This is a genomic window from Neisseria sp. N95_16 (assembly GCF_002551535.2).
GTDB classification, from domain to species: domain Bacteria; phylum Pseudomonadota; class Gammaproteobacteria; order Burkholderiales; family Neisseriaceae; genus Neisseria; species Neisseria brasiliensis.
On the sequence record NZ_PDBT02000001.1, the window covers coordinates 47,030 to 68,354 of the forward strand.

General features: G+C 51.8%; 22 protein-coding genes. 1 reads left to right on the forward strand and 21 read right to left on the reverse strand.

Going from position 1 to position 21,325, the window contains the following annotated elements; all coding sequences use genetic code 11:
- Positions 1 to 141: 141 nt before the first annotated feature.
- The 20 genes from CRG49_RS00260 to CRG49_RS00355 form a co-directional block, all read right to left on the reverse strand.
- Positions 142 to 1,428 (reverse strand): deoxyribodipyrimidine photo-lyase, encoded by a 1,287-nt coding sequence (locus tag CRG49_RS00260; protein ID WP_095503079.1) that lies wholly within the window; start codon positions 1,426 to 1,428, stop codon positions 142 to 144.
- A 135-nt stretch (positions 1,429 to 1,563) separates the two neighbouring features.
- Entirely contained in the window at positions 1,564 to 2,688 is a 1,125-nt protein-coding gene (gene proB / locus CRG49_RS00265) for a glutamate 5-kinase (protein WP_095503080.1), read from the reverse strand.
- A gap of 181 nt (positions 2,689 to 2,869) precedes the next feature.
- On the reverse strand, positions 2,870 to 3,169 hold the full coding sequence (locus CRG49_RS00270; RefSeq protein WP_095503499.1) for a DUF2818 family protein: 300 nt from the start codon (positions 3,167 to 3,169) through the stop codon (positions 2,870 to 2,872).
- A gap of 355 nt (positions 3,170 to 3,524) precedes the next feature.
- Positions 3,525 to 4,967, reverse strand: a complete 1,443-nt coding sequence (gene nuoN / locus CRG49_RS00275; protein WP_095503500.1) for an NADH-quinone oxidoreductase subunit NuoN — start codon at positions 4,965 to 4,967, stop codon at positions 3,525 to 3,527.
- 9 nt (positions 4,968 to 4,976) lie between these two features.
- The gene (locus tag CRG49_RS00280) at positions 4,977 to 6,476 is read right to left on the reverse strand and encodes an NADH-quinone oxidoreductase subunit M (protein ID WP_095503501.1); all 1,500 of its coding nucleotides are present in this window, start codon (positions 6,474 to 6,476) and stop codon (positions 4,977 to 4,979) included.
- Between the two features lie 70 nt (positions 6,477 to 6,546).
- Positions 6,547 to 8,571 (reverse strand): NADH-quinone oxidoreductase subunit L, encoded by a 2,025-nt coding sequence (nuoL, locus tag CRG49_RS00285; protein ID WP_095503502.1) that lies wholly within the window; start codon positions 8,569 to 8,571, stop codon positions 6,547 to 6,549.
- A 51-nt stretch (positions 8,572 to 8,622) separates the two neighbouring features.
- The gene (fic, locus tag CRG49_RS00290) at positions 8,623 to 9,168 is read right to left on the reverse strand and encodes a protein adenylyltransferase Fic (protein ID WP_095503503.1); all 546 of its coding nucleotides are present in this window, start codon (positions 9,166 to 9,168) and stop codon (positions 8,623 to 8,625) included.
- Positions 9,169 to 9,199: 31 nt separating this feature from the next.
- On the reverse strand, positions 9,200 to 9,505 hold the full coding sequence (nuoK, locus tag CRG49_RS00295; RefSeq protein ID WP_095503504.1) for an NADH-quinone oxidoreductase subunit NuoK: 306 nt from the start codon (positions 9,503 to 9,505) through the stop codon (positions 9,200 to 9,202).
- Positions 9,502 to 10,167, reverse strand: a complete 666-nt coding sequence (locus CRG49_RS00300) for an NADH-quinone oxidoreductase subunit J (RefSeq protein ID WP_095503505.1) — start codon at positions 10,165 to 10,167, stop codon at positions 9,502 to 9,504. Before CRG49_RS00300 ends, nuoK begins: the two co-directional genes overlap by 4 nt.
- 56 nt (positions 10,168 to 10,223) lie before the next feature.
- Positions 10,224 to 10,703 carry an NADH-quinone oxidoreductase subunit NuoI gene (gene nuoI, locus CRG49_RS00305; RefSeq protein ID WP_095503506.1) on the reverse strand — a complete coding sequence of 160 codons (480 nt, stop codon included), beginning with the start codon at positions 10,701 to 10,703 and terminating at the stop codon, positions 10,224 to 10,226.
- 57 nt (positions 10,704 to 10,760) lie between these two features.
- Positions 10,761 to 11,405 (reverse strand): LysE family translocator, encoded by a 645-nt coding sequence (locus tag CRG49_RS00310; RefSeq protein ID WP_198515128.1) that lies wholly within the window; start codon positions 11,403 to 11,405, stop codon positions 10,761 to 10,763.
- Positions 11,378 to 11,854 (reverse strand): YqcI/YcgG family protein, encoded by a 477-nt coding sequence (locus CRG49_RS00315; protein ID WP_154143229.1) that lies wholly within the window; start codon positions 11,852 to 11,854, stop codon positions 11,378 to 11,380. Before CRG49_RS00315 ends, CRG49_RS00310 begins: the two co-directional genes overlap by 28 nt.
- A 169-nt stretch (positions 11,855 to 12,023) precedes the next feature.
- Positions 12,024 to 13,100: an NADH-quinone oxidoreductase subunit NuoH gene (gene nuoH / locus CRG49_RS00320; RefSeq protein ID WP_095503509.1), complete on the reverse strand. Its 1,077-nt coding sequence runs from the start codon at positions 13,098 to 13,100 to the stop codon at positions 12,024 to 12,026.
- A 2-nt stretch (positions 13,101 to 13,102) separates the two neighbouring features.
- Positions 13,103 to 15,364 carry an NADH-quinone oxidoreductase subunit NuoG gene (nuoG, locus tag CRG49_RS00325; protein ID WP_095503510.1) on the reverse strand — a complete coding sequence of 754 codons (2,262 nt, stop codon included), beginning with the start codon at positions 15,362 to 15,364 and terminating at the stop codon, positions 13,103 to 13,105.
- A gap of 304 nt (positions 15,365 to 15,668) precedes the next feature.
- Positions 15,669 to 16,964 carry an NADH-quinone oxidoreductase subunit NuoF gene (gene nuoF / locus CRG49_RS00330; protein WP_095503511.1) on the reverse strand — a complete coding sequence of 432 codons (1,296 nt, stop codon included), beginning with the start codon at positions 16,962 to 16,964 and terminating at the stop codon, positions 15,669 to 15,671.
- A gap of 49 nt (positions 16,965 to 17,013) precedes the next feature.
- Positions 17,014 to 17,487 carry an NADH-quinone oxidoreductase subunit NuoE gene (nuoE, locus tag CRG49_RS00335; protein WP_095503512.1) on the reverse strand — a complete coding sequence of 158 codons (474 nt, stop codon included), beginning with the start codon at positions 17,485 to 17,487 and terminating at the stop codon, positions 17,014 to 17,016.
- The gene (gene nuoD, locus CRG49_RS00340) at positions 17,487 to 18,671 is read right to left on the reverse strand and encodes an NADH dehydrogenase (quinone) subunit D (RefSeq protein ID WP_232726228.1); all 1,185 of its coding nucleotides are present in this window, start codon (positions 18,669 to 18,671) and stop codon (positions 17,487 to 17,489) included. The genes nuoE and nuoD overlap by 1 nt, the downstream gene beginning before the upstream one ends.
- Before the next feature lie 67 nt (positions 18,672 to 18,738).
- Positions 18,739 to 19,329 carry an NADH-quinone oxidoreductase subunit C gene (locus CRG49_RS00345; protein ID WP_095503514.1) on the reverse strand — a complete coding sequence of 197 codons (591 nt, stop codon included), beginning with the start codon at positions 19,327 to 19,329 and terminating at the stop codon, positions 18,739 to 18,741.
- Between the two features lie 9 nt (positions 19,330 to 19,338).
- Positions 19,339 to 19,818, reverse strand: a complete 480-nt coding sequence (locus CRG49_RS00350) for an NADH-quinone oxidoreductase subunit B family protein (protein WP_066075530.1) — start codon at positions 19,816 to 19,818, stop codon at positions 19,339 to 19,341.
- The gene (locus CRG49_RS00355) at positions 19,809 to 20,165 is read right to left on the reverse strand and encodes an NADH-quinone oxidoreductase subunit A (protein WP_095503515.1); all 357 of its coding nucleotides are present in this window, start codon (positions 20,163 to 20,165) and stop codon (positions 19,809 to 19,811) included. Before CRG49_RS00355 ends, CRG49_RS00350 begins: the two co-directional genes overlap by 10 nt.
- A 20-nt stretch (positions 20,166 to 20,185) precedes the next feature.
- On the opposite strand from CRG49_RS00355, the gene CRG49_RS13060 reads away from it, so the two are divergent.
- A complete protein-coding gene (locus CRG49_RS13060) occupies positions 20,186 to 20,347 on the forward strand; it encodes a hypothetical protein (protein ID WP_154143230.1) in 162 nt (53 codons plus the stop codon).
- A gap of 246 nt (positions 20,348 to 20,593) precedes the next feature.
- Here CRG49_RS13060 and CRG49_RS00360 read toward each other — a convergent pair whose 3' ends face one another.
- The gene (locus CRG49_RS00360) at positions 20,594 to 21,325 is read right to left on the reverse strand and encodes a TIGR00730 family Rossman fold protein (protein ID WP_095503516.1); all 732 of its coding nucleotides are present in this window, start codon (positions 21,323 to 21,325) and stop codon (positions 20,594 to 20,596) included.

The following is a 21,325-nucleotide window of genomic DNA, read 5'->3' on the forward strand; positions in this document are numbered from 1 at the left end:
TTTTTTGAATGTGAAGGAGCGCATAAATGTTGAGGTTTAAAGGGTTTATTGTTGTTAAAATAGAATCGTCTAGGCCGTCTGAAAAATATCGATTTTCGATCTTTTTATTTTCAGACGGCCTTTCTTAGTCGGCAATACGTTTCAAATCTCCACCATCGGCAGCGGATAGCCATGCCGATCGACATCAGCACGCGCCAGCCACGGCGCGTGAATCACGTCTTTGGGAAGATGGGCAAGCTCGGGCAGATGGCGGCGGATAAACGTGCCGTCGGGGTCGAATTGTTGTGCGGCCACAGTCGGATGCGGCACGCGCGGTGTGTGCAGCGACAATAATCCGGCGGCAGTTTGCCAGTTGCCGAGATTGACGGCGGCATCATCGTCCAACTGATTTTGCGCAAACCAACGCGCGCCGTGCTGCCAAGGTTGTTGCAAGGTCACGCACCAAAACTGCGCCACCACCCGCCGCAACACCGGCGGCAACCAGCCGCTGCGCTGCAAACAACGCATGGCGGCATCGATGAGCGGGAAACCGGTTTCGCCTTGTGTCCAACGGCGGAAAAAATCGGCGTTGACGGCAATGTCATCATCCATTTGCTGCGCCGCTTCGGGATGATGGAACATCCATTGCTGGTAAAAATCACGCCGAATCAGGTTTTCCAACCAATCATGCGCACCGCGTGCAGCGGCTTCAACGGCCAACATACGCGGCGAAATGCAACCGGCGGACAAATACGCACCCAATTGCGACGTGGCTTTTTTGGCAGGAAAATCTTTCAGTAAAGGATACACGCCCAATTGCGGCGCAAACTGCTGCCATTGCCGCCACGCCGCCTGTTCACCGCCTTGCTGCATCAATGCGATCGGTTCCATTTCTGGAAACGGGGGCAAATCGGCAAAGGCCGTCTGAAACGGAATTTTGGGCTGTTCAGACGGCCTTTGTTCCGTAAACTGCTGCGCAAAAGCGTGCAACCACGCCTGTTTATACGGGGCAAATTCCAGATACGGGCGGCCGTGTTCGCTCATGATGTCGGCCTTGGCAAAGACGGTGCGGTCGTTAAAACGCTCAAAGGCAATGCCTTGTGCGTCCAGCAGCCGCCAAATGCGGTTGTCGCGCTCAATTTCAGACGGCGTGTAGGCTTCGTCGACCAACACATATTGCGCGTTCAACCGCGTGGCCAAATCCAGCATGGCTTCCGCCACATCGCCCTGCACGGCAAACAGCGGCACACCCTTTTCTGCCAAGGCCGCCGACAATTCCGCTGCTGCCTGATGATGAAACGCCGCTTGGCGCGGATTCACACTTTCAGACGGTCGCTGCAAAACATACGCCGCCGTAAGCGGCAAGCCACGCATCACAGCGTGTTGCAGCACGGCATTGTCGGACAGACGTAAATTGCGGCGAAACCAAATCAAGGTGATTTTTTGCATAGCTTAGGCCGTCTGAAATCAAGAAAATTAATTTTAGCAGAATTCAGTTTTATTGAATAATATATTGATTTAGCGAAATAAAAGGCCGTCTGAAAGGCACGCAATCTATACCTTTCAGACGGCCTTTAATATTTCCTACCGGCGCAAAGCCATATTGTCGCGGTGAATCAACTCTTCTTCCTGCGCGTAACCGAGTTTGTCATGGATATGATGCGAATCGGTTTGCAGGATTTTGGCGGTTTCATCGCTGCTGTAATTGATTAAGCCGCGGGCGATTTCTTGGCCGTTTTGATCGACCACGGCCACCAGTTCGCCACGATGGAAATGGCCGTCCACACCGATACAACCCACCGGCAGCAGGCTGGCGTGTTTTTCGGCCACGGCTCGCGCGGCACCACTGTCGACGGTGATTCTACCGGCGATTTGGATATGGCCGAGCAGCCATTGTTTGCGGGCGGCAACGCGGCTGTGGGTGCTGGTGAACAGCGTGCCGATGGATTCGCCTTGTTGCAGGCGCACCAGCACATTCGGCTCGCGGCCGCTGGCGACCACGGTGGCTGCACCGCTCAAGGCTGCGCGTTTGGCGGCGGTCACTTTGGTGTACATGCCGCCGGTGCCGACGCTGCTGCCTGCGCCGCCGGCCATGGCTTCAAGTTCGGGATGGTCGGCTTCGATTTGGTGGATAAACTTGGCGTGCGGATTTTTGCGCGGGTCGCTGTCGTATAAGCCGCTTTGGTCGGTGAGAATCACCAGCGCATCGGCATCAACCAAGTTGGTCACCAGCGCGCCCAAGGTGTCGTTGTCGCCGAGTTTGATTTCGTGGGTGGTGACGGTGTCGTTTTCATTGATAATCGGCACCATGCCTTTTTCAACCAAGGTCAGCAAGGTGCTGCGGGCGTTGAGATAGCGGGTGCGGTTACTTAAGTCTTCATGCGTAAGCAAGATTTGTGCGGTTTGGATGCCGTGGTAGGCAAAGGCGTATTCGTAAGCCTGCGCAATACCCATCTGCCCGACCGCCGCCGCCGCTTGCAATTCGTTAATGGCGGTAGGCCGCTTCACCCAACCCAAACGCTTGATGCCCTCGGCAATCGCACCGCTGGAGACAAAAATCACCTGCACGCCTTTGGCTCTCAATTCGGCAATCTGCGTCGCCCAACGGTTGAGTGCGATTTGGTCGATGCCTTTACCCTCAGCGGTGACAAGGCTGGAGCCGACTTTGACAACAATGAGTTTGGCTTGCGACAGGTTTTGGATGGTCATGGTGGGTTCACTTCAGGCTAAGTTGTGCAATGGGTTTAGGTGGCTGAAAAAATATCGGGGGCTGTATGTTTAAGTTTTCCCCCTCTCCCTAGCCCTCCCCCTCATGGGGAGGGGACAGGTTGCAGGAGCGGGGCGGTTTCAGACGGCCTTTTACAATATGGTAAACAGGCCGTCTGAAACATTATTGAACGTTGCGCGCGTTCCAAAAATAACGCCACACGAAACAAGGGAACGCGAAAATCAGATACAGGCACACGGTTACGGCGTAAAACTCCCATTCCTGCGGATGCACGGCACCGGCGCGGGATTCGAGCAGATAAGCCAGCGCGGCGGTGATGCCGAAGCCGATAAAGAGCTCCAGCAGGTGATGGCCAAAATGCTTTTTGGCCACGGGAATCACGCCCAAGAGCTTATTGGTTAAAAAAGGTGCGTTGGCAAAAATCAGCGCCAACAGCAACAGGATATACATGGATACGGTCATTTTGGTCTTTCGGGTTTCAGACGGCCTATGATATTTTGAGGCCGTCTGAAAAAATCTTTTTGGTTTATGCGGAGTGTTGTCACTTGGGTTTAAGCCCAACGTTTTTCAGACGGCCTTAAAACATTATCAGGCCGAGACCTTTGCAAAACCTCAGATTTGAGTACAGTTCGCAGTTAGAGCAGCACAGAAAGCGCAGACATATCACATAGATAGGCAAGCTTTCGAGCAGCGCATAACGAAGAAATGTACCAAAGATGGGGCGTTTGCAAAGGTCTCAGGCCGTCTGAACAACACATCTGCTATCTTAACAAAAAACGGCAACCTTTTGCAGGTTGCCGTTACTTTTCTTCGTCGTTTACAAGGTATTATTCAAGGCCGCGGCGCACCAGTCGATGACGGTTTGCGGCATGATGCCCCACAGCAGCAACAGCAAGGCATTAACGGTCAGCACGAATTTCACCGCATAATTGCCGCCGACAGGTTGGTCGTGATCAGCTTCGTCGAAGTAAATGGTTTTCACCACACGCAGGTAGTAGAACGCGCCAATCAGACTCATGATCACGGCAAATACCGACAGACCGACATAGCCTTGCGACAACAGCGCCTTAATCACGGCAAATTTGGCGTAAAAGCCCATCAGCGGCGGAATACCGGCCATCGAGAACATACACAGCAGCATTAAAAACGAATACCACGCATGGCGTTGGTTCAGGCCGGCCAAGTCTTTGATGTCTTCGCATTCGATGGTTTCATTCGACAACACCATCAACACACCGAAACCGACCGCGCTCATCACGGCATAGGTAATCGCGTAATACAAGCCTGCCGCAAAGCCGACCGCGCCCGCCATAAACGCCAGCAGGATAAAGCCCATGTGCGAAATGGTCGAATAAGCCAACATGCGTTTGATGTTGGTTTGCATGATGGCGGCCAAATTGCCGACCAGTAGCGATGCCACTGCCAAAATCGCCAGCATTTGCGACCAGTCTTCAAATGTGGTGCCCAAACCGGTCACCAAAATGCGGAAAGCAAACACCACGGCGGCGATTTTCGGGGCGGTGCCGACAAAGGCAGTGACCGAAGTCGGCGCGCCGTGGTACACGTCCGGCACCCACATATGAAACGGCACGGCGCCGAGTTTGAACGCAATCGCCACCACGATAAACACCAAGCCTAATTTCAGCAGCCAATCGTTGGCTTCTTCGTTAAACGCCGTGGCCAATACGCTGGCAAATTCCAGCGAGCCGGTCGCGCCGTACACCATGGAAATGCCATACAGCAGCAAGCCCGAAGCCAAGGCGCCGAGCACGAAATATTTCAAGGCGGCTTCGGCGGAAGCGGCCGAATCGCGGCGCAGTGCAATCATGGCATACAGCGACAGCGACAGCAGTTCCAAACCGATATAGGCCGTCAGAAAATGACCGGCGCTAATCATCACGCTCATGCCCAACAGGGCAAACATCGACAGCGTGTAAAACTCGCCTTTAAACAGCGCGCGCGCCTGATTGTAAGGTTTGCTGTAAATAAACAGCCCCGCCGTCAAGCCATAGAGCGTGAGTTTGGCCAAACGCGACATACCGTCGGCGATATACATGCCGTGGAAAGAAGACGTGCTACCCTTTTCCCACACCGCCAATTGCACCAGCGTCACAATCACAATGCCGATCAAGCTCATGCTGTGGGTCAGAAAACGCTTGTCGTCACTGATCCACAAATCGGCCAGCAACACCACGCACAACACCGCCAGCAAAACGATTTCAGGCATGGCAGGAAGTAAATTCAAATCAGTCCAGTTCATTCACACACCTCAAATCTTGCTTTGCGCGACTTGCGTAATCAGGTCGTTGGCCGCCTGATGCACCACTTCGATAAAGGCTTGCGGATACAAACCCATGCCCAACACGGCCACCGCCAACACCGCCAATACGGCAAACTCGCGGCAGTTGATGTCTTTCATTTCGGCCACTTGCGGATTGTGAATCTCGCCGAAAATCACGCGTTTATACATCCATAAGGTGTAAGACGCACCGTAAATCAGCGTCAAGGCAGCGAGTGCGCCAATCCAGAAATTGGTTTCCACCGCGCCCATAATCACCATAAATTCACCGACAAAGCCGGAAGTGGCCGGCAAACCCGCATTCGCCATGCCAAACAGCATCATAAACGCGGCAAATTTCGGCATCACGTTCACCACGCCGCCATAATCGGCAATATTGCGCGTGTGCAGGCGGTCGTACATCACGCCGATACACATAAACATCGCCGCCGATACGAAACCGTGTGAAATCATCTGGATAATCGCACCCTTCAGCGCCCAATCGTTCAGACTGCCTTCCACAAACAAAAACATACCCAGCGTCACGAAACCCATGTGGCTGATGGAAGAATACGCCACCAACTTTTTCATGTCGGTCTGCACCAAAGCCACCATGCCGATGTAAATCACCGCAATCAGGCTCAACACAATCATCACCGGCGCAAAAAAGCGCGCGGCATCGGGCACAATCGGCAAAACAAAGCGCAAAAAGCCATACGCACCCAGCTTCAGCGTAATCGCCGCCAACACCATCGAACCGCCGGTCGGCGCCTCAACGTGGGCATCCGGCAACCAAGTATGCACCGGAAACATCGGCACTTTCACCGCAAACGATAGGAAAAATGCGCCGAACAGCAATTGCTGCACCGTCAGCGGAATCTGTTTGATGTTTTGCAATTCCACAATCGAAAAGCTGCCGCCCGCCTGATACGACAAATACACCAGCGCCACCAGCATCAGCAGCGAACCCATCAGCGTATAGAGAAACAGCTTCACCGACGCATACACGCGGCGCGGGCCGCCCCACACGCCGATAATCAGATACAGCGGAATCAGCATGCCTTCAAAAAACACATAAAACAACAACGCATCCTGCGCCGCAAACGCCCCGTTAATCAGGCCGCTCATGATGAGAAACGCCGCCATATACTGCGCCGTGCGCTTCTGAATCACTTCCCAACCGGCCACGACCACCATCAGCGTGATGAACGCGTTCAAAATGACAAACAGCACCGAAATCCCGTCCACACCCAGCGCGTAATTCACTTTCAAGAGCGGAATCCACTGATAAAACTCGGTGAACTGATAGCCGCCGCTCAAGCGGTCGAATCCGGTAAACAAGGGCAGCGTGACCAAGAAGCCGGCCAAAGCACCGACAAACGCGATGATACGCGCCAAGGGCGCACGCTTATCCTTGCCCGTGGCCAATACCAGCAAGCCCGCGGCAATCGGCACCCATATGGCCAGGCTGAGTAAGTGGTTGGAAAACATGTTTTTTTCCTGTGGTTTTTAGCTTAATTTAAACAGTTAAGGTTGTTATCTTGAGGCCGTCTGAAACCTACTACACAAACAAACGCCAGAAAGTCAGCCCCAGCAGCACCAACACGCCGAACACCATCGCGGCGGCGTAGCTGTAGATAAAGCCGGTCTGCATTTTGCGCACTTGCGCGGCGACTGCACCCACCACTTTGGCGGAATTGTTGACGATACCGTTGTCGATAATCGCCACGTCGCCGACTTTCCAGAAGAAATTACCCAATACACGGCTGCCTTTGGCGAACACGTTGTAGTAAATCGTATCGAAGAAGTATTTGTTGTCCAGCAGTTTGTAAATCGGGCTGAATATAGCGGCGATTTTGGCCGGCAAATGCGGCGCTTTGACATACAAAAACCATGCCGCCAACACGCCTGCAATTGCCAGATACAGCACCGGCGTTTGGAAGCTGTGCGCCACCATGCCCAATGCACCGTGGAAATGTTCGCCCATCACCTGCATGGTCGGATGCGCTTCGTGGTTGACGTAAATCACGTCTTTGAAGAAATCGCCATACAGCATAGGCTCAATCACGATATAACCAATCACCACCGACGGAATTGCCAGCAAAACCAGCGGCAAGGTTACCACCCACGGGCTTTCGTGTGGGTTGTCATTTTTGCCCAAACCGTGATGGTGTTCGTCGTGGCCGTCTGAATGATGGTGTTCAATTTCACGCCATTTTTCTTTGCCGTGGAACACCATAAAATATTGGCGGAACGCGTAAAACGCGGTCACAAACACGCTGGCCAGTACCGCAAAATAGGCAAAACCGCTGCCCGGAATGGTGCTGTATTTGGCCGCTTCGATAATCGAATCTTTGGAATAGAAGCCGGAGAAAAACGGCGTGCCGATCAAGGCCAAGTTGCCCAGCAACATGGTAATCCAAGTAATCGGCATGTATTTTTTCAGATTGCCCATGTGGCGCATGTCTTGGTCGTGGTGCATGCCGATAATCGCGCTGCCCGCCGCCAAGAACAACAAGGCTTTGAAAAACGCGTGCGTCATCACATGGAACATTGCCACCGAATAGGCCGACGCGCCCAAGGCCACGGTCATGTAGCCCAGTTGCGACAAGGTCGAATACGCCACCACGCGCTTGATGTCGTTTTGAATCGTGCCCAAAAAGCCCATAAACAGTGCCGTAATTGCACCGGTCACCATGATGAAGCTCAAGGCCATGGTGCTCAATTCATACATCGGCGACATGCGCGACACCATAAACAAGCCCGCCGTCACCATCGTGGCCGCGTGAATCAGCGCGGAAATCGGCGTCGGGCCTTCCATCGAATCGGGCAGCCACACATGCAGCGGAAACTGCGCCGATTTACCCATCGCACCGACAAACAGCAAAATACAGGTCACCGTCAGCAAGCTCCATTCCACACCGGGAAAAAGCTGAATCGTGGCCGTCTGAATCTGCGGCAGATAGGCAAACACATCTTGATAACGCAAGCTGCCGCCAAAATAAGCCAACACCAAACCGATGCCGAGCAAAAATCCGAAATCGCCGACACGGTTGACCAAAAAGGCTTTCAAGTTGGCAAAAATCGCGCTATCGCGTTTGAAATAGAAACCAATCAGCAGGTAAGACACCAAGCCCACTGCTTCCCAGCCGAAGAAAAGCTGGATAAAGTTGTTCGACATCACCAGCATCAACATGCTGAAGGTAAACAGCGAAATATAGCTGAAAAAGCGTTGGTAGCCGACTTTTTCATCGTGCATATAGCCGATGGTGTAGATATGCACCATCAGCGACACAAACGTCACCACCATCATCATCATCGCCGTCAGCGAATCGACCAAGAAGCCGACCGAAAAATCCAAGCCGCCCATGGTGAGCCAGGTATAGACATTCTCATCAAACTTCGCACGCGTGCCGCTGATAAAGCCCCACAACACATAGGCCGACAACAGCGCCGACACCGCCACGCCGAGAATCGTCACCGTATGCGCACCGGCACGGCCGATTTTGTTGCCGAACAAGCCGGCCAACAGGCTGCCTGCCAGCGGCAACAAGGCAATCATCAAATATAAAGTCATGTCGTTCATAGAAATGAACCTTTTAATTTAAAAAATGTTTCAGCTTTTTCAGACGGCTTTTCAGCCCTTCTGATAACCTTCGTAGTAATAAGATTGCTCGATGCCTTTGAAAATCATCTCGCGGTTGTCGATGTCTTCGGTTAAATTCGCCTGCAATAAAAAGCGCAATTCCAAATCGTTGACAGGGCTGCGTTCCATCGCCTGTAAATACAGGGTTTTATCGACATGCTGCCAATCCACGACTTTTTTCAGGTTTTTCTTCAGCACCAAATCCAACCAAATGCGTGTGCTTCTGCCGTTGCCCTCCAAAAACGGATGGGCGATGTTCATTTCCACATATTTGGCGATGATGTCTTCAAAGGTGTTTTCCGGCATCTTTTCAATTTTCGCCAAGGCTTCTTTCAGATACAGCGCATTGGCAAAGCGGAAACCGCCTTTGGAAATATTCAGCTCGCGGATTTCGCCGGCAAAATCATATAAACCGTCAAACAAATAAGCATGAATCTGCTGCAAGCCGCGTGTCGTGCCGACTTCCATTTTATCAATATCGCCGCTGTCAAACAGGCGGTAAGCATGTTGTAAACTTTTTTCGTCGATTGATTTCATGGTTCGATTCTGTTTTCAGACGGCCTGAAAATCAGCCTTTCAGTTTATCCAAATCGGCTACGTTGATGGTTTGTCGGTTGCGGTACACCAGCACCATAATCGCCAAGCCGATGGCGGATTCGGCGGCAGCCACGGTCAACACAAAAAACACGAAAATCTGCCCTGCGGTGTCGCCCAAATGCTGTGAAAACGCGATGAAGTTGAAATTCACCGCCAGCAGCATCAATTCAATCGACATCAACAACACCAGCACATTTTTGCGGTTCATGAAAATGCCCATCGCGCTGATGCCGAAGAGCAGCGCACCGAGCACCAAATAATGCGTCAAGGTAATCATGCTTTGCCCTCGCTTTCTGATGTTTGGCCGTCTGAAACGGTTTCTTCCGGTTTCGGACTCGGTTTGACCGCATCCATTTTCACCAAACGCATACGGCTCTCATCGACCGTAACTTTCACCTGATCGCCCGGTGCAATGTATTTCGGATTGGTCGTTTTACGGTGCACCAAGGCAATCGCCGCCACCATGCCGAGCAGCAGCAACACCGCCGCCAATTCAAACGGCAGCAGATAAGTGGTGTAAATCTGACGACCCAAATCGCGGATGTTGTCGTAATCGGCCGGCACATCTTGCATCAGGCCGAATGATGCCAAATCGGTTTTCGGGTTCATCAAAATCAGAATCAAGGCCACCGCCAGCAACACGCCGACCACGCCTGCCGCCGGCGCATGCCGCCAAAAGCCTTTGCGCATTTCTTCGACGTCGATGTTCAGCATCATTACGACGAACAGGAACAACACCATCACTGCGCCGACGTACACCACCACCAGCGTCAAGCCCAAAAATTCGGCCTGCATCAGCATCCAAATCATCGCGCTCACGCAGAAAGTCAGCACCAAATGCAGCGCGGCATGCACGGGGTTTTTGGCGATGACCGTGCCGATAGCACCGTAAAGCACGATTGCGGCCAGAATGTAAAACAGAATCAGGGAGAAGGTCATAACACTCTTTCTCGGTTTTTAATCTCGGTATGCCGTCTGAAACGTTTCAGACGGCCTCAACGATACGGCGCATCCGCCGCTTTGCGCTTGGCGATTTCGGCTTCGTATTTGTCGCCGATGGCCAGCAAAATCGGTTTGGTCATGTGCAAATCGCCTTTTTTCTCGCCGTGGTATTCGAAAATATGCGTCTCGACAATGGCATCGGTCGGGCAGGCTTCTTCGCAGAAACCACAGAAAATACACTTAGTCAAATCGATGTCGTAACGCGTGGTGCGGCGCGTGCCGTCAGCGCGCTCTTCCGATTCGATGTTGATGGCCATCGCCGGACACACCGCTTCACACAGCTTACAGGCAATGCATCGCTCCTCGCCGTTGGGATAACGGCGCTGCGCGTGCAGCCCACGGAAACGCACTGATTGCGGCGTTTTCTCTTCGGGGAAGTAAATCGTGTCTTTGCGGGCGAAGAAGTTTTTGAGCGTTACGCCCATACCTTTGACGAGTTCGCCCAATAAAAAGGTTTTGACTAAGTTTGCCATAATGTTGTTCCTACCCTTTTGGTAGTGGTTTTTCTGTTTATTTAATAAAATGAGGTTTCAGACAGCCTGAAACACAGCATATATACCAATCACAATAAATAATAATGAACAAATTCTATTAATAATTTGTTCACGTTTGGGATTCATTATTTTAGAAATACCCAAGCCATAAGCTAATAAGATACTATAATCTAAAACACACCAAATTAACGTCAAAATAAATAAACTTGGGAATAGAGCCATATCTAATTGGTTAATAAAAGGCGGAAAAAAAGTCATAAAAAAAATAATATCTTTTGGATTAGAAATACCAATCATAAATGAGTTTATTACAACCTTTGATAAAGCAACAACTTCCACATTAACCTTATCTTTTTGAGTTATATTTTTACTTTCCAACCAAAGTTTATAACCAAAATAAATCAAATACCCCCCCCCAAATCCAGATAGTAATGTTAGAAATTGAGTATCAAGTTTTCCTAAACCAGCTATCATTAAACCTGCAACTAAAATTAAAACTAATGATGCTGTATTTGTCCCAACAACTGCAAAAAATGCACCCTTTAATCCATATTTAGCAGCAGCATTAACTACAACCAAATTAACAGGTCCAGGCATTAATAAAAATACAAATACAGTTAGAATATAAGTTAATAATACAGAGGTCATCATCTCTATTTCTCCACCATGTGGAATGGACAAACACTAGGAATTTCAGCATCACTTTCCTCATGTTGATATTGTTTCCAATCAGGTTTAGTTTCATCACTAATTCCTAATGTCTCTGCAACAATACCATTATTATAAACTTTTACCCTATCTCTAATCATATTTGAAACTTTTCTTCCGCCATTAACTAATGGAGCAACAATCTGGAAATTTTCAGAAGGATTGACAACCATAGTTATAAAACTATTTACCTTTCTACTGCGATGTAATTTATGTTGCGGATGATTAATATTAAAAAATAAATTTACGCCATTAAATTTAAATTTCCAATCTTTATCATCAGAACCTAATGTTGACATATCTTTATTAAAAAATTCTAAATCATAATAATAAATTTCTTTCAATATTTCCCAAGCTTTATTTTGACTATCTTTCAAACTATCTAACTGCCAATTTAAAATAATAATTAAAGGAAAATACAATCTCTCCTTAATAGGAATATTTTGACAAACTCTGTATATTCTATCAATCCTTTCAGTAAGTTATTTAATTCATAATCGGCAGCATACTCTTTTGGATTTGCTGTATCAACAAATACAAATAATAGATTTCCTAAATCAAATGTGGGCGAGCCACCCACGCTCCATCATTTTATTTCCACAAACTCAATGGCGACGCCATCCAAGCTGCCAGCACCACAATGCAGACAAAACCAACTGGAATCAATACCTTCCAGCCCAAACGCATGATTTGGTCGTAGCGGTAACGTGGGAATGTGGCACGAATCCACAAATAGCCAAACAGAATAAACGCCATTTTGGCAAACATCCAAAACGCGCTCGGTGCGCCAATCCAGCCCCAGCTTTGTGGGAAGGGCGACAACCAGCCACCGAGGAACATCAGCGCGGTCAGGGCGGCAATCAGAATCATGAAAATGTATTCGGCCAAGAAGAACAAGGCAAAGGCGAAGCCCGAATATTCGACGTGGAAACCGGCCACGATTTCGGATTCGCCCTCGGCCACGTCAAACGGCGCGCGGTTGGTTTCGGCCACGGCGGAAATCAGATAGACGATAAACACCGGAAACAAAGCCAGCCAGTTCCATGACAACACCGAACCACCGGCGATGCCTGTGGCCTGCGCCGCCACGATGTCGGCAAAATTCATGCTGCCCGACACCATCACCACGCACACCAGCGCGGCACTCATGGCGATTTCGTAGGAAATGGTTTGCGCCGATGAACGCATCGCGCCCAAAAACGAGTATTTCGAGTTCGACGCCCAACCGGCAATAATCACGCCATACACCGACAGCGAGGTAATCATCAAAATAAACAGCAAGCCTGCGTTGACGTGAGTGAGCACCCATTCTTCGGAAAACGGAATCACCGCCCACGCCGCAAAAGCGGGCGCAAGCGAGAGCATAGGGCCGATGTAAAACAGGGCTTTATTCGACAGCTTCGGGCGCGTCACTTCTTTAAACAACAGCTTGAACACGTCGGCAAACGGCTGAATCAAGCCCCACGGGCCGGTCACGTTGGGGCCGACACGAAGCTGCATAAAGCCGATGACTTTACGCTCGAAATAGGTCAGATAGGCCACGGTGAGAATCAGCGGAATCAGGATAATCACGATTTTCAAAATCACCGATACCACCAAGCCGACGCTCAGGCCGATGTCGCCCCAACCTAAGGTCACGGCAAACAGGGATTGGAGCCATTCTTGCATGTTTACGCCCCCGCCAATTCAATCGTATTCATCATCGCACCCAAAGCCGCGTTATCGCTGTGCAACGGCAGATGCACCACATATTCCGGCAAGGCCGCATCAGCCACCACCACCACATTGACACCCACGCCGTCATGTTTGGCCACGGCTTGCTGGCCGTCTGAAAGATTCAAGGCCGCCAAGGTATTCGGATGCACACGCGCGGCCGGCACGGCAGCATGGCTGGTCGCTTGCAACGGCGCGCTGCGGCGCACAATGGCATCAGTGTGATACAAACCCACACCGCCGATACGCACCAATTGATTCGAGGCCGTCTGAACGGCTTCGCCATTAAAGGTTGAGCGGTTATTCAGTTGCACCGACACGATTTCCTGATTGAGCGCGTCTTGCAAAATCTCTTCGCTGCTGTGGTAATCAAAGCCTTTTACGTCAAACAGATTGCCCAACACACGCAACACTTTCCACAACGGGCGCGAATCGCCGAAGCCCTGCACCACGCCGTGGAACGACTGCAAGCGGCCTTCCATATTGACGAAGCTACCCGACGTTTCGGTAAACGGCGCAATCGGCAGCAACACGTCACACACGTCCAGCAAGGTCTCGCTGACAAACGGCGTAAACGCCATCACGCTCTTGGCCTGTTTCAAGGCAGCTACGGCTTGCGCGCCGTTGGCCACATCGATTTCAGGCTCAACATTCATCAGCAACACGGCCTGCTTCGGCTGGCGAATCATGGCTTGAATGCTGTCGCCTTGGTTGATGTTTAATGCAGCGGCACCTACGCTGTTGGCAGCTTGCGGCAAGATGCCCAAAGTGGCATCGGTGGCTCCGGCCAAACGTTGCGCGGCGGCGTAAATCGCAGGGTAATCGGGATGGTTTTGCGCTTCCGCACCCAAAATAATCGCAGCCTGCTCGGCATTCGACAGGCTGGCGGCCACGTCTTGATCCAAGTCTTGCGCCCATTCGTTCAGACGGCCTGCCCATTCATTCGGATGCACCGCTTCTTGGGCAAACAAAGGCATGTGCAGCGTTTCTTTGCGTCCGGCCAACACGCTCAATTTCATGCGGCCATGCGTGGCACGGCGCAAACGCGCGGTCAACAGCGGCTGCTCTTGGCGCAGGTTTGCCCCCACCACCAACACCGCGCCGTTTTCCGCCAGCGATTGAATGCTCTGACCCAACCATTGCGCGCCCGACAGGCCGTCTGAAACGCGGCTGTCTTGGCGTTGCAGGCGGGTATCGATGTGGCGGATGCCCAAGCCTTCGGCCAGTTTTTTGGTTAAATACAATTCTTCGACGGTGTTCATCGGGTTCGCCCAAATGCCCACTTGATCGGCATTGCCGTCTTTGGCGATGCAATCCACCGCATTGCGCACATACTCCAGCGCGGTTTTCCAATCCACATCCACCCATTCGCCGCCCTGCTTGATTTTTGGGTTGTTCAGACGGCTTTCGTGATACAGGCCCTCATAGGCGAAACGGTCGCGGTCGGACAGCCAGCATTCGTTGATGGCTTCATTTTCCAACGGCAGCACGCGGCGCACGGTGTGGTCTTTGGTTTGCACAATCAGGTTGGAGCCGAGCCCGTCATGCGCCGACACCGATTTGCGGCGGTTGAGCTCCCACGTGCGTGAATCGAAGCGGAACGGCTTGCTGGTCAACGCTCCGACCGGACACAAATCAATCACGTTGCCCGATAATTCGGTTTCAATTACCTTACCGATAAACGGCATGATTTCCGAATGCTCACCGCGGCCGGCCATGGCGATTTCCTGCACACCGGCGATTTCTTCGGTGAAACGCACGCAGCGGGTGCAATGGATGCAACGGCTCATTTCTTCGGCGGAAACCAACGGCCCCATGTCTTTGCCGACCACCGCGCGTTTTTCTTCGGTGTAGCGGCTGGCCGGTTTGCCGTAGCCCACGGCCAAATCCTGCAACTGGCATTCGCCGCCTTGGTCGCAAGTCGGGCAATCCAGCGGGTGGTTGATCAGCAAAAACTCCATCACACCGGCTTGCGCGGTTTTGGCCAAAGGCGAATGCGTGCGCACCACCATGCCGTCGGTCACCGGCGTGGCACAGGCAGGCAACGGCTTGTTGGATTTTTCCACTTCGACCAAACACATGCGGCAGTTGGCGGCGATGGACAATTTCTTGTGGTAGCAAAAATGCGGAATATAGGTTCCGAGCCGGTTGGCGGCTTCAATCACCGTTGTACCCTGCTCCACCGTCAGGTGTTTGCCGTCGATTTCGATTTGTAACATGGTGGTTTCCTAGTTACTTTTTTCTTTGATTAAAAATATTTTCGGTAGGCCGTCTGAAAAGTTTCTTTTAGGTTTCAAACGGCATGTTTACTGTTTTTAGTACATCTGGGTTCTTTAAGACAGCTCAAGTACCCTCTCCGCCGTCATTCCCGCGCAGGCGGGAATCCATCTCAGACCTTAAGCAACTTTAATAAACATAAGCTACTTCATCTCAACCATGGATTCCCACCTGCGCGGGAATGACGGCATTTAAAGTGGCCTGACTTTTTCATACGGCCTACCCGACCCAAAAGCTGTCTGAAACTCAACACCACTTATTCGGCTTCATCGGTTTGCCGTGTTCAATATAATGCACAAATTCATCGCGGAAATGCTTAGTAAAACTGCGTACTGGGAACACAGCGGCATCAGCTAGGGCGCAGATAGTGCGGCCGACCATTTGGTTGCCGACTGAATCGAGCAAGTCCAAATCTTCCATGCGGCCTTTGCCTTCTACGATGCGGTGCACCACGCGGTAGAGCCAGCCGGTGCCTTCGCGGCACGGGGTGCATTGGCCGCAGGATTCTTCAAAGTAGAAATAGCTCAAACGCTCTAAGGCTTTGACCATGCACACGTCTTCGTCCATCACGATAATCGCGCCGGAACCGAGCATAGAGCCTGCTTTAGCAATTGAATCGTAGTCCAAGTTGGTCTGCATCATGATGTCGGCCGGTAAAACCGGAGCAGACGAGCCGCCGGGAATCACAGCTTTGAGTTTTTTGCCGTGGCGCATACCGCCGGCCATCGCCAATACGTCGGCAAACGGCGTACCCAGCGGCACTTCGTAATTACCCGGTCGTTCGATGTGACCGGAAATGCAGAATAATTTGGTACCGCCTGCACCGGCAACGCCTTTGTCGGCAAAGGCTTGACCGCCGTCTCGAATGATAAACGGCACGGAGGCGAAGGTTTCGGTGTTGTTGACGGTGGTCGGTTTGCCATACAGGCCGTATGAAGCTGGGAACGGCGGCTTGAAGCGCGGTTGGCCTTTTTTGCCTTCGAGCGATTCAAGCAAGGCGGTTTCTTCGCCGCAGATATACGCGCCGTAGCCGTGGTGGGCGTAGAGTTCGAAAGAAAAATCCGTGCCCATGATGTTTTGACCCAAGAAACCGGCGGCGCGCGCTTCGGCCAAGGCTTGTTCAAAGCGTTGGTAGCCTTCGAAAATCTCGCCGTGAATGTAGTTGTAACCGGCCGGACAGCCCATGGCGAAACCGGCAATAATCATGCCTTCAATCAGCGCGTGCGGGTTGAACATGATGATGTCTCGGTCTTTGAAGGTACCCGGTTCGCCCTCGTCGGTGTTACAGACAACGTATTTGTCGCCGGGGAACGAGCGCGGCATAAAGCTCCACTTCAAACCGGTCGGGAAACCCGCACCGCCACGGCCGCGCAGGGCGGAGGTTTTGACTTCTTCGATGACTTCGTTTTGCGTCATCGGCTGGGTCAAAATACGGCGCAGGGCTTGATAGCCGCCGCGTCGGACGTAGGCGTCGAGTGTCCAGCAATCGGATTGGGCGGCATCGACTTGGTCGAAAATCACGCCGGTTTGGTAAATAGCCATTTGGGTTTGCCTATTTGGTTTTAGGGTTGGTTCTGTTTTCAGACGGCCTTTAATTCAATTCCGCCAATTTCTTCTCAATCGCTTCTTCGGTCATAAAGCTGCACATGCTGTGGTTATTCACGAGCATCACCGGTGCATCGCCGCACGCGCCCATGCATTCGCCTTCGACTAAGGTATAGAGGCCGTCTGAAGTGGTTTCACCGTAGCCGATGCCGAGTTTTTGTTTCAGGTATTCGCCGGCATCGATGCCGCCGCGCAGGGCGCAGGGCAGGTTGGTGCAGACGGTGAGCTTGTATTTGCCCACCGGCTCAAGGTTATACATATTGTAGAACGTGGCCACTTCATAGGCTTGCGCGGGTGGAATGCCGATGTAGTCGGCAACAAATTCGATGGTTTCGGGCGCGAGCCAGCCTTTTTCATTTTGGGCGATACGCAGGGCGCTCATCACGGCGCTGCGGCGCTGTTCGGCCGGATATTTGGCCAGCTCGGTATCGATTTGTCGTAAAGATTCAGCGGATAACATTATCGGTCTACCTCTCCGAATACGATGTCTTGCGTACCGATAATCGCCACGACGTCGGCAAGCATGTGGCCTTTGGCCATTTCGTCCATGCCTTGCAGGTGGGCGAAGCCCGGTGCGCGGATTTTCAGGCGGTAGGGTTTGTTGGCGCCGTCTGAAATGATGTAAACGCCGAACTCGCCTTTCGGGTGTTCGACAGCGGTGTAGGTTTCGCCCTCGGGAACGTGCATGCCTTCGGTGAAAAGTTTGAAATGGTGAATCAAATCTTCCATGCCGGTTTTCATGTCGGTACGTTTCGGCGGGGCGAATTTGTGGTTTTCGGTAATCACGGGGCCGGGATTGACGCGCAGCCAGTCAACGCATTGTTTGATGATGCGCACGGATTGGCGCATTTCGGCCATGCGGCAGAGATAACGGTCGTAGCAGTCGCCGTTGACGCCGACGGGGATGTCGAAATCCATCAGGTCATACACCTCATACGGCTGGGTTTTGCGCATGTCCCACGCAATGCCGGAGCCGCGCAGCATCACGCCGGTAAAGCCTTTTTGCATGGCGCGCTCGGGCGACACCACACCGATGCCGACGGTGCGCTGTTTCCAGATGCGGTTGTCGGTGAGCAGGGTTTCGAGGGTATCGATGTTTTTCGGGAAACGCTCACAGAAAGCATCGATAAAATCGAGCATAGAACCTTCGCGCGCTTCGTTGAGCTGCTTCAATACTTTGGCATTGCGGAATTTGCTCGATTCATATTTCGGCATGAAGTCGGGCAAATCGCGGTACACGCCGCCGGGGCGGAAATAGGCAGCGTGCATGCGCGCGCCGGACACGGCTTCGTATAAATCCATCAGCTCTTCGCGGTCGCGGAAGGCATACAGAATCGCAGTCATGGCGCCGATGTCGAGCGCGTGCGAACCGACACCCATCAGGTGATTCAGAATGCGGGTCACTTCGGCAAACATCACGCGGATATATTGTGCGCGAATCGGCACATCAATATTGGCCAGTTTTTCCACCGCCAAGCAATACGCCTGCTCGTTGACCATCATGGAAACGTAGTCCAAACGGTCCATATAAGGCAGCGCTTGCAGGTAGGTTTTGGTTTCGGCCAGCTTTTCGGTGCCGCGATGCAGCAGGCCGATGTGCGGGTCGGCGCGGACGATGGTTTCGCCTTCCAATTCCAAAATCATGCGCAACACGCCGTGCGCCGCCGGATGTTGCGGGCCGAAGTTGATGGTGTAGTTTCTTAATTTGTTTTCACTCACCGTAATGCTCCTCGCGCACGATACGCGGCGTAATTTCGCGCGGCTCGATGGTAACGGGTTGGTAAATCACGCGCTTTTGTGCTCCGTCGTAGCGCATTTCCACATGGCCGGATACCGGGAAATCTTTGCGGAACGGATGGCCGACAAAGCCGTAATCGGTCAAAATGCGGCGCAAATCAGGATGGTTGTTGAACAAGATGCCATACATATCAAAGGCTTCACGCTCATACCAATCGGCGCTGTTGTAAATCTCAACCACCGATTCCACCACCGGAAAATCATCATCTTGAGCCCACACGCGCACGCGGATGCGCTGGTTGTTTTGCACCGACAAGAGCTGGCTGACCACGGCAAAGCGTTTGCCCTGCCACGTGTCGTTACGGTAGGTGCTGTAATCCACGCCGCACAAATCGACCAGCAATTCAAAGCGTAAGGCTTCGTGGTCGCGCAGGGTGGTCATCACGTCCAAATAATGCTCGGGCAGACACTCGACGGTAATCTCACCCAAATCCTGAATCACGTTTAGCGCTTTGTCGCCCAACACGCCGACAGCCTGCTCGTATAAATGATTTAACGTTGCCATGCGGTCTCCTTAATCGCGCGCAATGGTTGAAGTGCGCTTGATTTTCTGCTGCAACTGAATTAGGCCGTAAATCAAGGCTTCCGCAGTCGGCGGACAGCCCGGCACATACACATCCACCGGCACCACGCGGTCGGCGCCGCGCACCACCGAATAAGAATAGTGGTAATAGCCGCCGCCGTTGGCGCACGAACCCATCGACAACACCCAGCGCGGCTCGGCCATTTGGTCGTACACACGGCGCAGGGCGGGTGCCATTTTATTGGTGAGCGTACCGGCCACAATCATCAAATCCGACTGGCGCGGCGACGGGCGGAAAATAATGCCGAAACGGTCAAGGTCGTAACGCGCCATGCCAGCGTGCATCATTTCCACCGCACAGCAAGCCAAGCCGAAAGTTACCGGCCACAGCGAGCCGGTACGCATATAATTCAACACCGTGTCCGCGCTGGTGGTGACGAAACCTTTTTTCAACACACCTTCTATTCCCATTCCAGCGCCCCTTTTTTCCATTCGTAAATAAAACCGACTGTCAACAACACGATAAACACCATCATCGACCAGAAGCCGTAAACGCCCAGCTCTTTAAACACTACCGCCCACGGAAACATAAACGCCACTTCCAAATCGAACAAAATAAACAGAATCGCCACCAGATAGTAGCGCACGTCAAACTTCATGCGCGCGTTTTCAAAGGCTTCAAAGCCGCATTCAAACGGCGTGTCTTTTTCGTGGTAGTGGTTTTTCGGCCCCAGAATCGAGCCCAATAAGAGAAAGGCCACGCCGGCAATCAGGCCGACGAGGATAAAAATGAGAACGGGAAAGTAACTGGCTAACATGCTTGCACCTGAGTGTGTGGATGAGCAACATGGTCAAGGGTATTTTGTTCGCCCAAACAGCCGGCCGCAACACAACTCGCAAGGGCACATCCATCCGCCCCGCCACCGCTTTGGCCGATAACACAAAATACCGAAAAATAATTGGTTATTTTATCCAAAATTATAAGCCATTTAAAGATTAATATTGTGAAAAGCACAAAAAAACCTCAATAAATTCAATCATTTTTTGATAACGATTATTGTTTGTATTTATTTTAAACTTTCCGACATACAAACCTAATTCTTTAGGATTATCCACATACTAGCCTTTAGGGCAATGATGGGTTTTACCTATTGAACAGCCTATAAGTGCCAACCAACAAAAGGCCGTCTGAAAACCACATTCATGCGTTTTCAGACGGCCTTTTTAATAACTTATTAATGTTTCATCACAAACCCAACGACCACGTATCGTTGCCCTGCTCCGACAAATCTTCCAAACGGTTTTCGTAATGGGCGAAAATGTATTCGACGATTTCGTCTTCATCGTCAATCAGTTGCATCAAACCCATGTCTTCCGGCGAAATCAGACGGTTGCCCAATAGTTGGTCTTTAATCCAATCCAACAGCCCCGCCCAAAACGCTTTGCCGACCAGAATAATCGGGCGGTGCGGCGTTTTGCCCGTTTGCACCAAAGTTAAGCTTTCAAACAATTCATCCAGCGTACCAAAACCACCCGGCATCACCACATAGGCCACCGCGTGTTTCACAAACATCACTTTGCGCGGGAAAAAATGTTGGAATTTAATCGACAAATCCTGATACGGATTGGCATGTTGCTCATGCGGCAACACAATATTCAAGCCCACCGCAGGGCTGGCACCGGCAAACGCACCTTTATTCGCCGCCTCCATAATGCCCGGCCCGCCGCCCGAAATCACCGAGAAACCGGCATCAGATAGCTTGCGCGACAAACGTTCGGTAAACAGATAATCCGCATGATCCACCGGCGTGCGCGCGCTGCCGTAGATACTCACCGCCGGCTGAATCGCCCGCAATTCCTCGCCCGACTCGACAAACTCAGAAATAATCTTCAACACATGATACGACTCGCGGCCATGAATTTCGCGGCGCGTTTCATCCGCCAGCATCGGCTGCGGCAATTTCTGATGCAGACCCAT

What these genes read in the sequence shown, in the direction of transcription:
- CRG49_RS00260 (WP_095503079.1), bottom strand. Translation starts at nt 1,428, where the DNA reads ATGCAAAAAATCACCTTGATTTGGTTTCGCCGCAATTTACGTCTGTCC.
- proB (WP_095503080.1), bottom strand. Translation starts at nt 2,688, where the DNA reads ATGACCATCCAAAACCTGTCGCAAGCCAAACTCATTGTTGTCAAAGTC.
- CRG49_RS00270 (WP_095503499.1), bottom strand. Translation starts at nt 3,169, where the DNA reads ATGACCGTATCCATGTATATCCTGTTGCTGTTGGCGCTGATTTTTGCC.
- nuoN (WP_095503500.1), bottom strand. Translation starts at nt 4,967, where the DNA reads ATGAACTGGACTGATTTGAATTTACTTCCTGCCATGCCTGAAATCGTT.
- CRG49_RS00280 (WP_095503501.1), bottom strand. Translation starts at nt 6,476, where the DNA reads ATGTTTTCCAACCACTTACTCAGCCTGGCCATATGGGTGCCGATTGCC.
- nuoL (WP_095503502.1), bottom strand. Translation starts at nt 8,571, where the DNA reads ATGAACGACATGACTTTATATTTGATGATTGCCTTGTTGCCGCTGGCA.
- fic (WP_095503503.1), bottom strand. Translation starts at nt 9,168, where the DNA reads ATGAAATCAATCGACGAAAAAAGTTTACAACATGCTTACCGCCTGTTT.
- nuoK (WP_095503504.1), bottom strand. Translation starts at nt 9,505, where the DNA reads ATGATTACCTTGACGCATTATTTGGTGCTCGGTGCGCTGCTCTTCGGC.
- CRG49_RS00300 (WP_095503505.1), bottom strand. Translation starts at nt 10,167, where the DNA reads ATGACCTTCTCCCTGATTCTGTTTTACATTCTGGCCGCAATCGTGCTT.
- nuoI (WP_095503506.1), bottom strand. Translation starts at nt 10,703, where the DNA reads ATGGCAAACTTAGTCAAAACCTTTTTATTGGGCGAACTCGTCAAAGGT.
- nuoH (WP_095503509.1), bottom strand. Translation starts at nt 13,100, where the DNA reads ATGCAAGAATGGCTCCAATCCCTGTTTGCCGTGACCTTAGGTTGGGGC.
- nuoG (WP_095503510.1), bottom strand. Translation starts at nt 15,364, where the DNA reads ATGTTACAAATCGAAATCGACGGCAAACACCTGACGGTGGAGCAGGGT.
- nuoF (WP_095503511.1), bottom strand. Translation starts at nt 16,964, where the DNA reads ATGGCTATTTACCAAACCGGCGTGATTTTCGACCAAGTCGATGCCGCC.
- nuoE (WP_095503512.1), bottom strand. Translation starts at nt 17,487, where the DNA reads ATGTTATCCGCTGAATCTTTACGACAAATCGATACCGAGCTGGCCAAA.
- nuoD (WP_232726228.1), bottom strand. Translation starts at nt 18,671, where the DNA reads ATGATTTTGGAATTGGAAGGCGAAACCATCGTCCGCGCCGACCCGCAC.
- CRG49_RS00345 (WP_095503514.1), bottom strand. Translation starts at nt 19,329, where the DNA reads ATGGCAACGTTAAATCATTTATACGAGCAGGCTGTCGGCGTGTTGGGC.
- CRG49_RS00350 (WP_066075530.1), bottom strand. Translation starts at nt 19,818, where the DNA reads ATGGGAATAGAAGGTGTGTTGAAAAAAGGTTTCGTCACCACCAGCGCG.
- CRG49_RS00355 (WP_095503515.1), bottom strand. Translation starts at nt 20,165, where the DNA reads ATGTTAGCCAGTTACTTTCCCGTTCTCATTTTTATCCTCGTCGGCCTG.
- CRG49_RS13060 (WP_154143230.1), top strand. Translation starts at nt 20,186, where the DNA reads ATGAGCAACATGGTCAAGGGTATTTTGTTCGCCCAAACAGCCGGCCGC.
- CRG49_RS00360 (WP_095503516.1), bottom strand. Translation starts at nt 21,325, where the DNA reads ATGGGTCTGCATCAGAAATTGCCGCAGCCGATGCTGGCGGATGAAACG.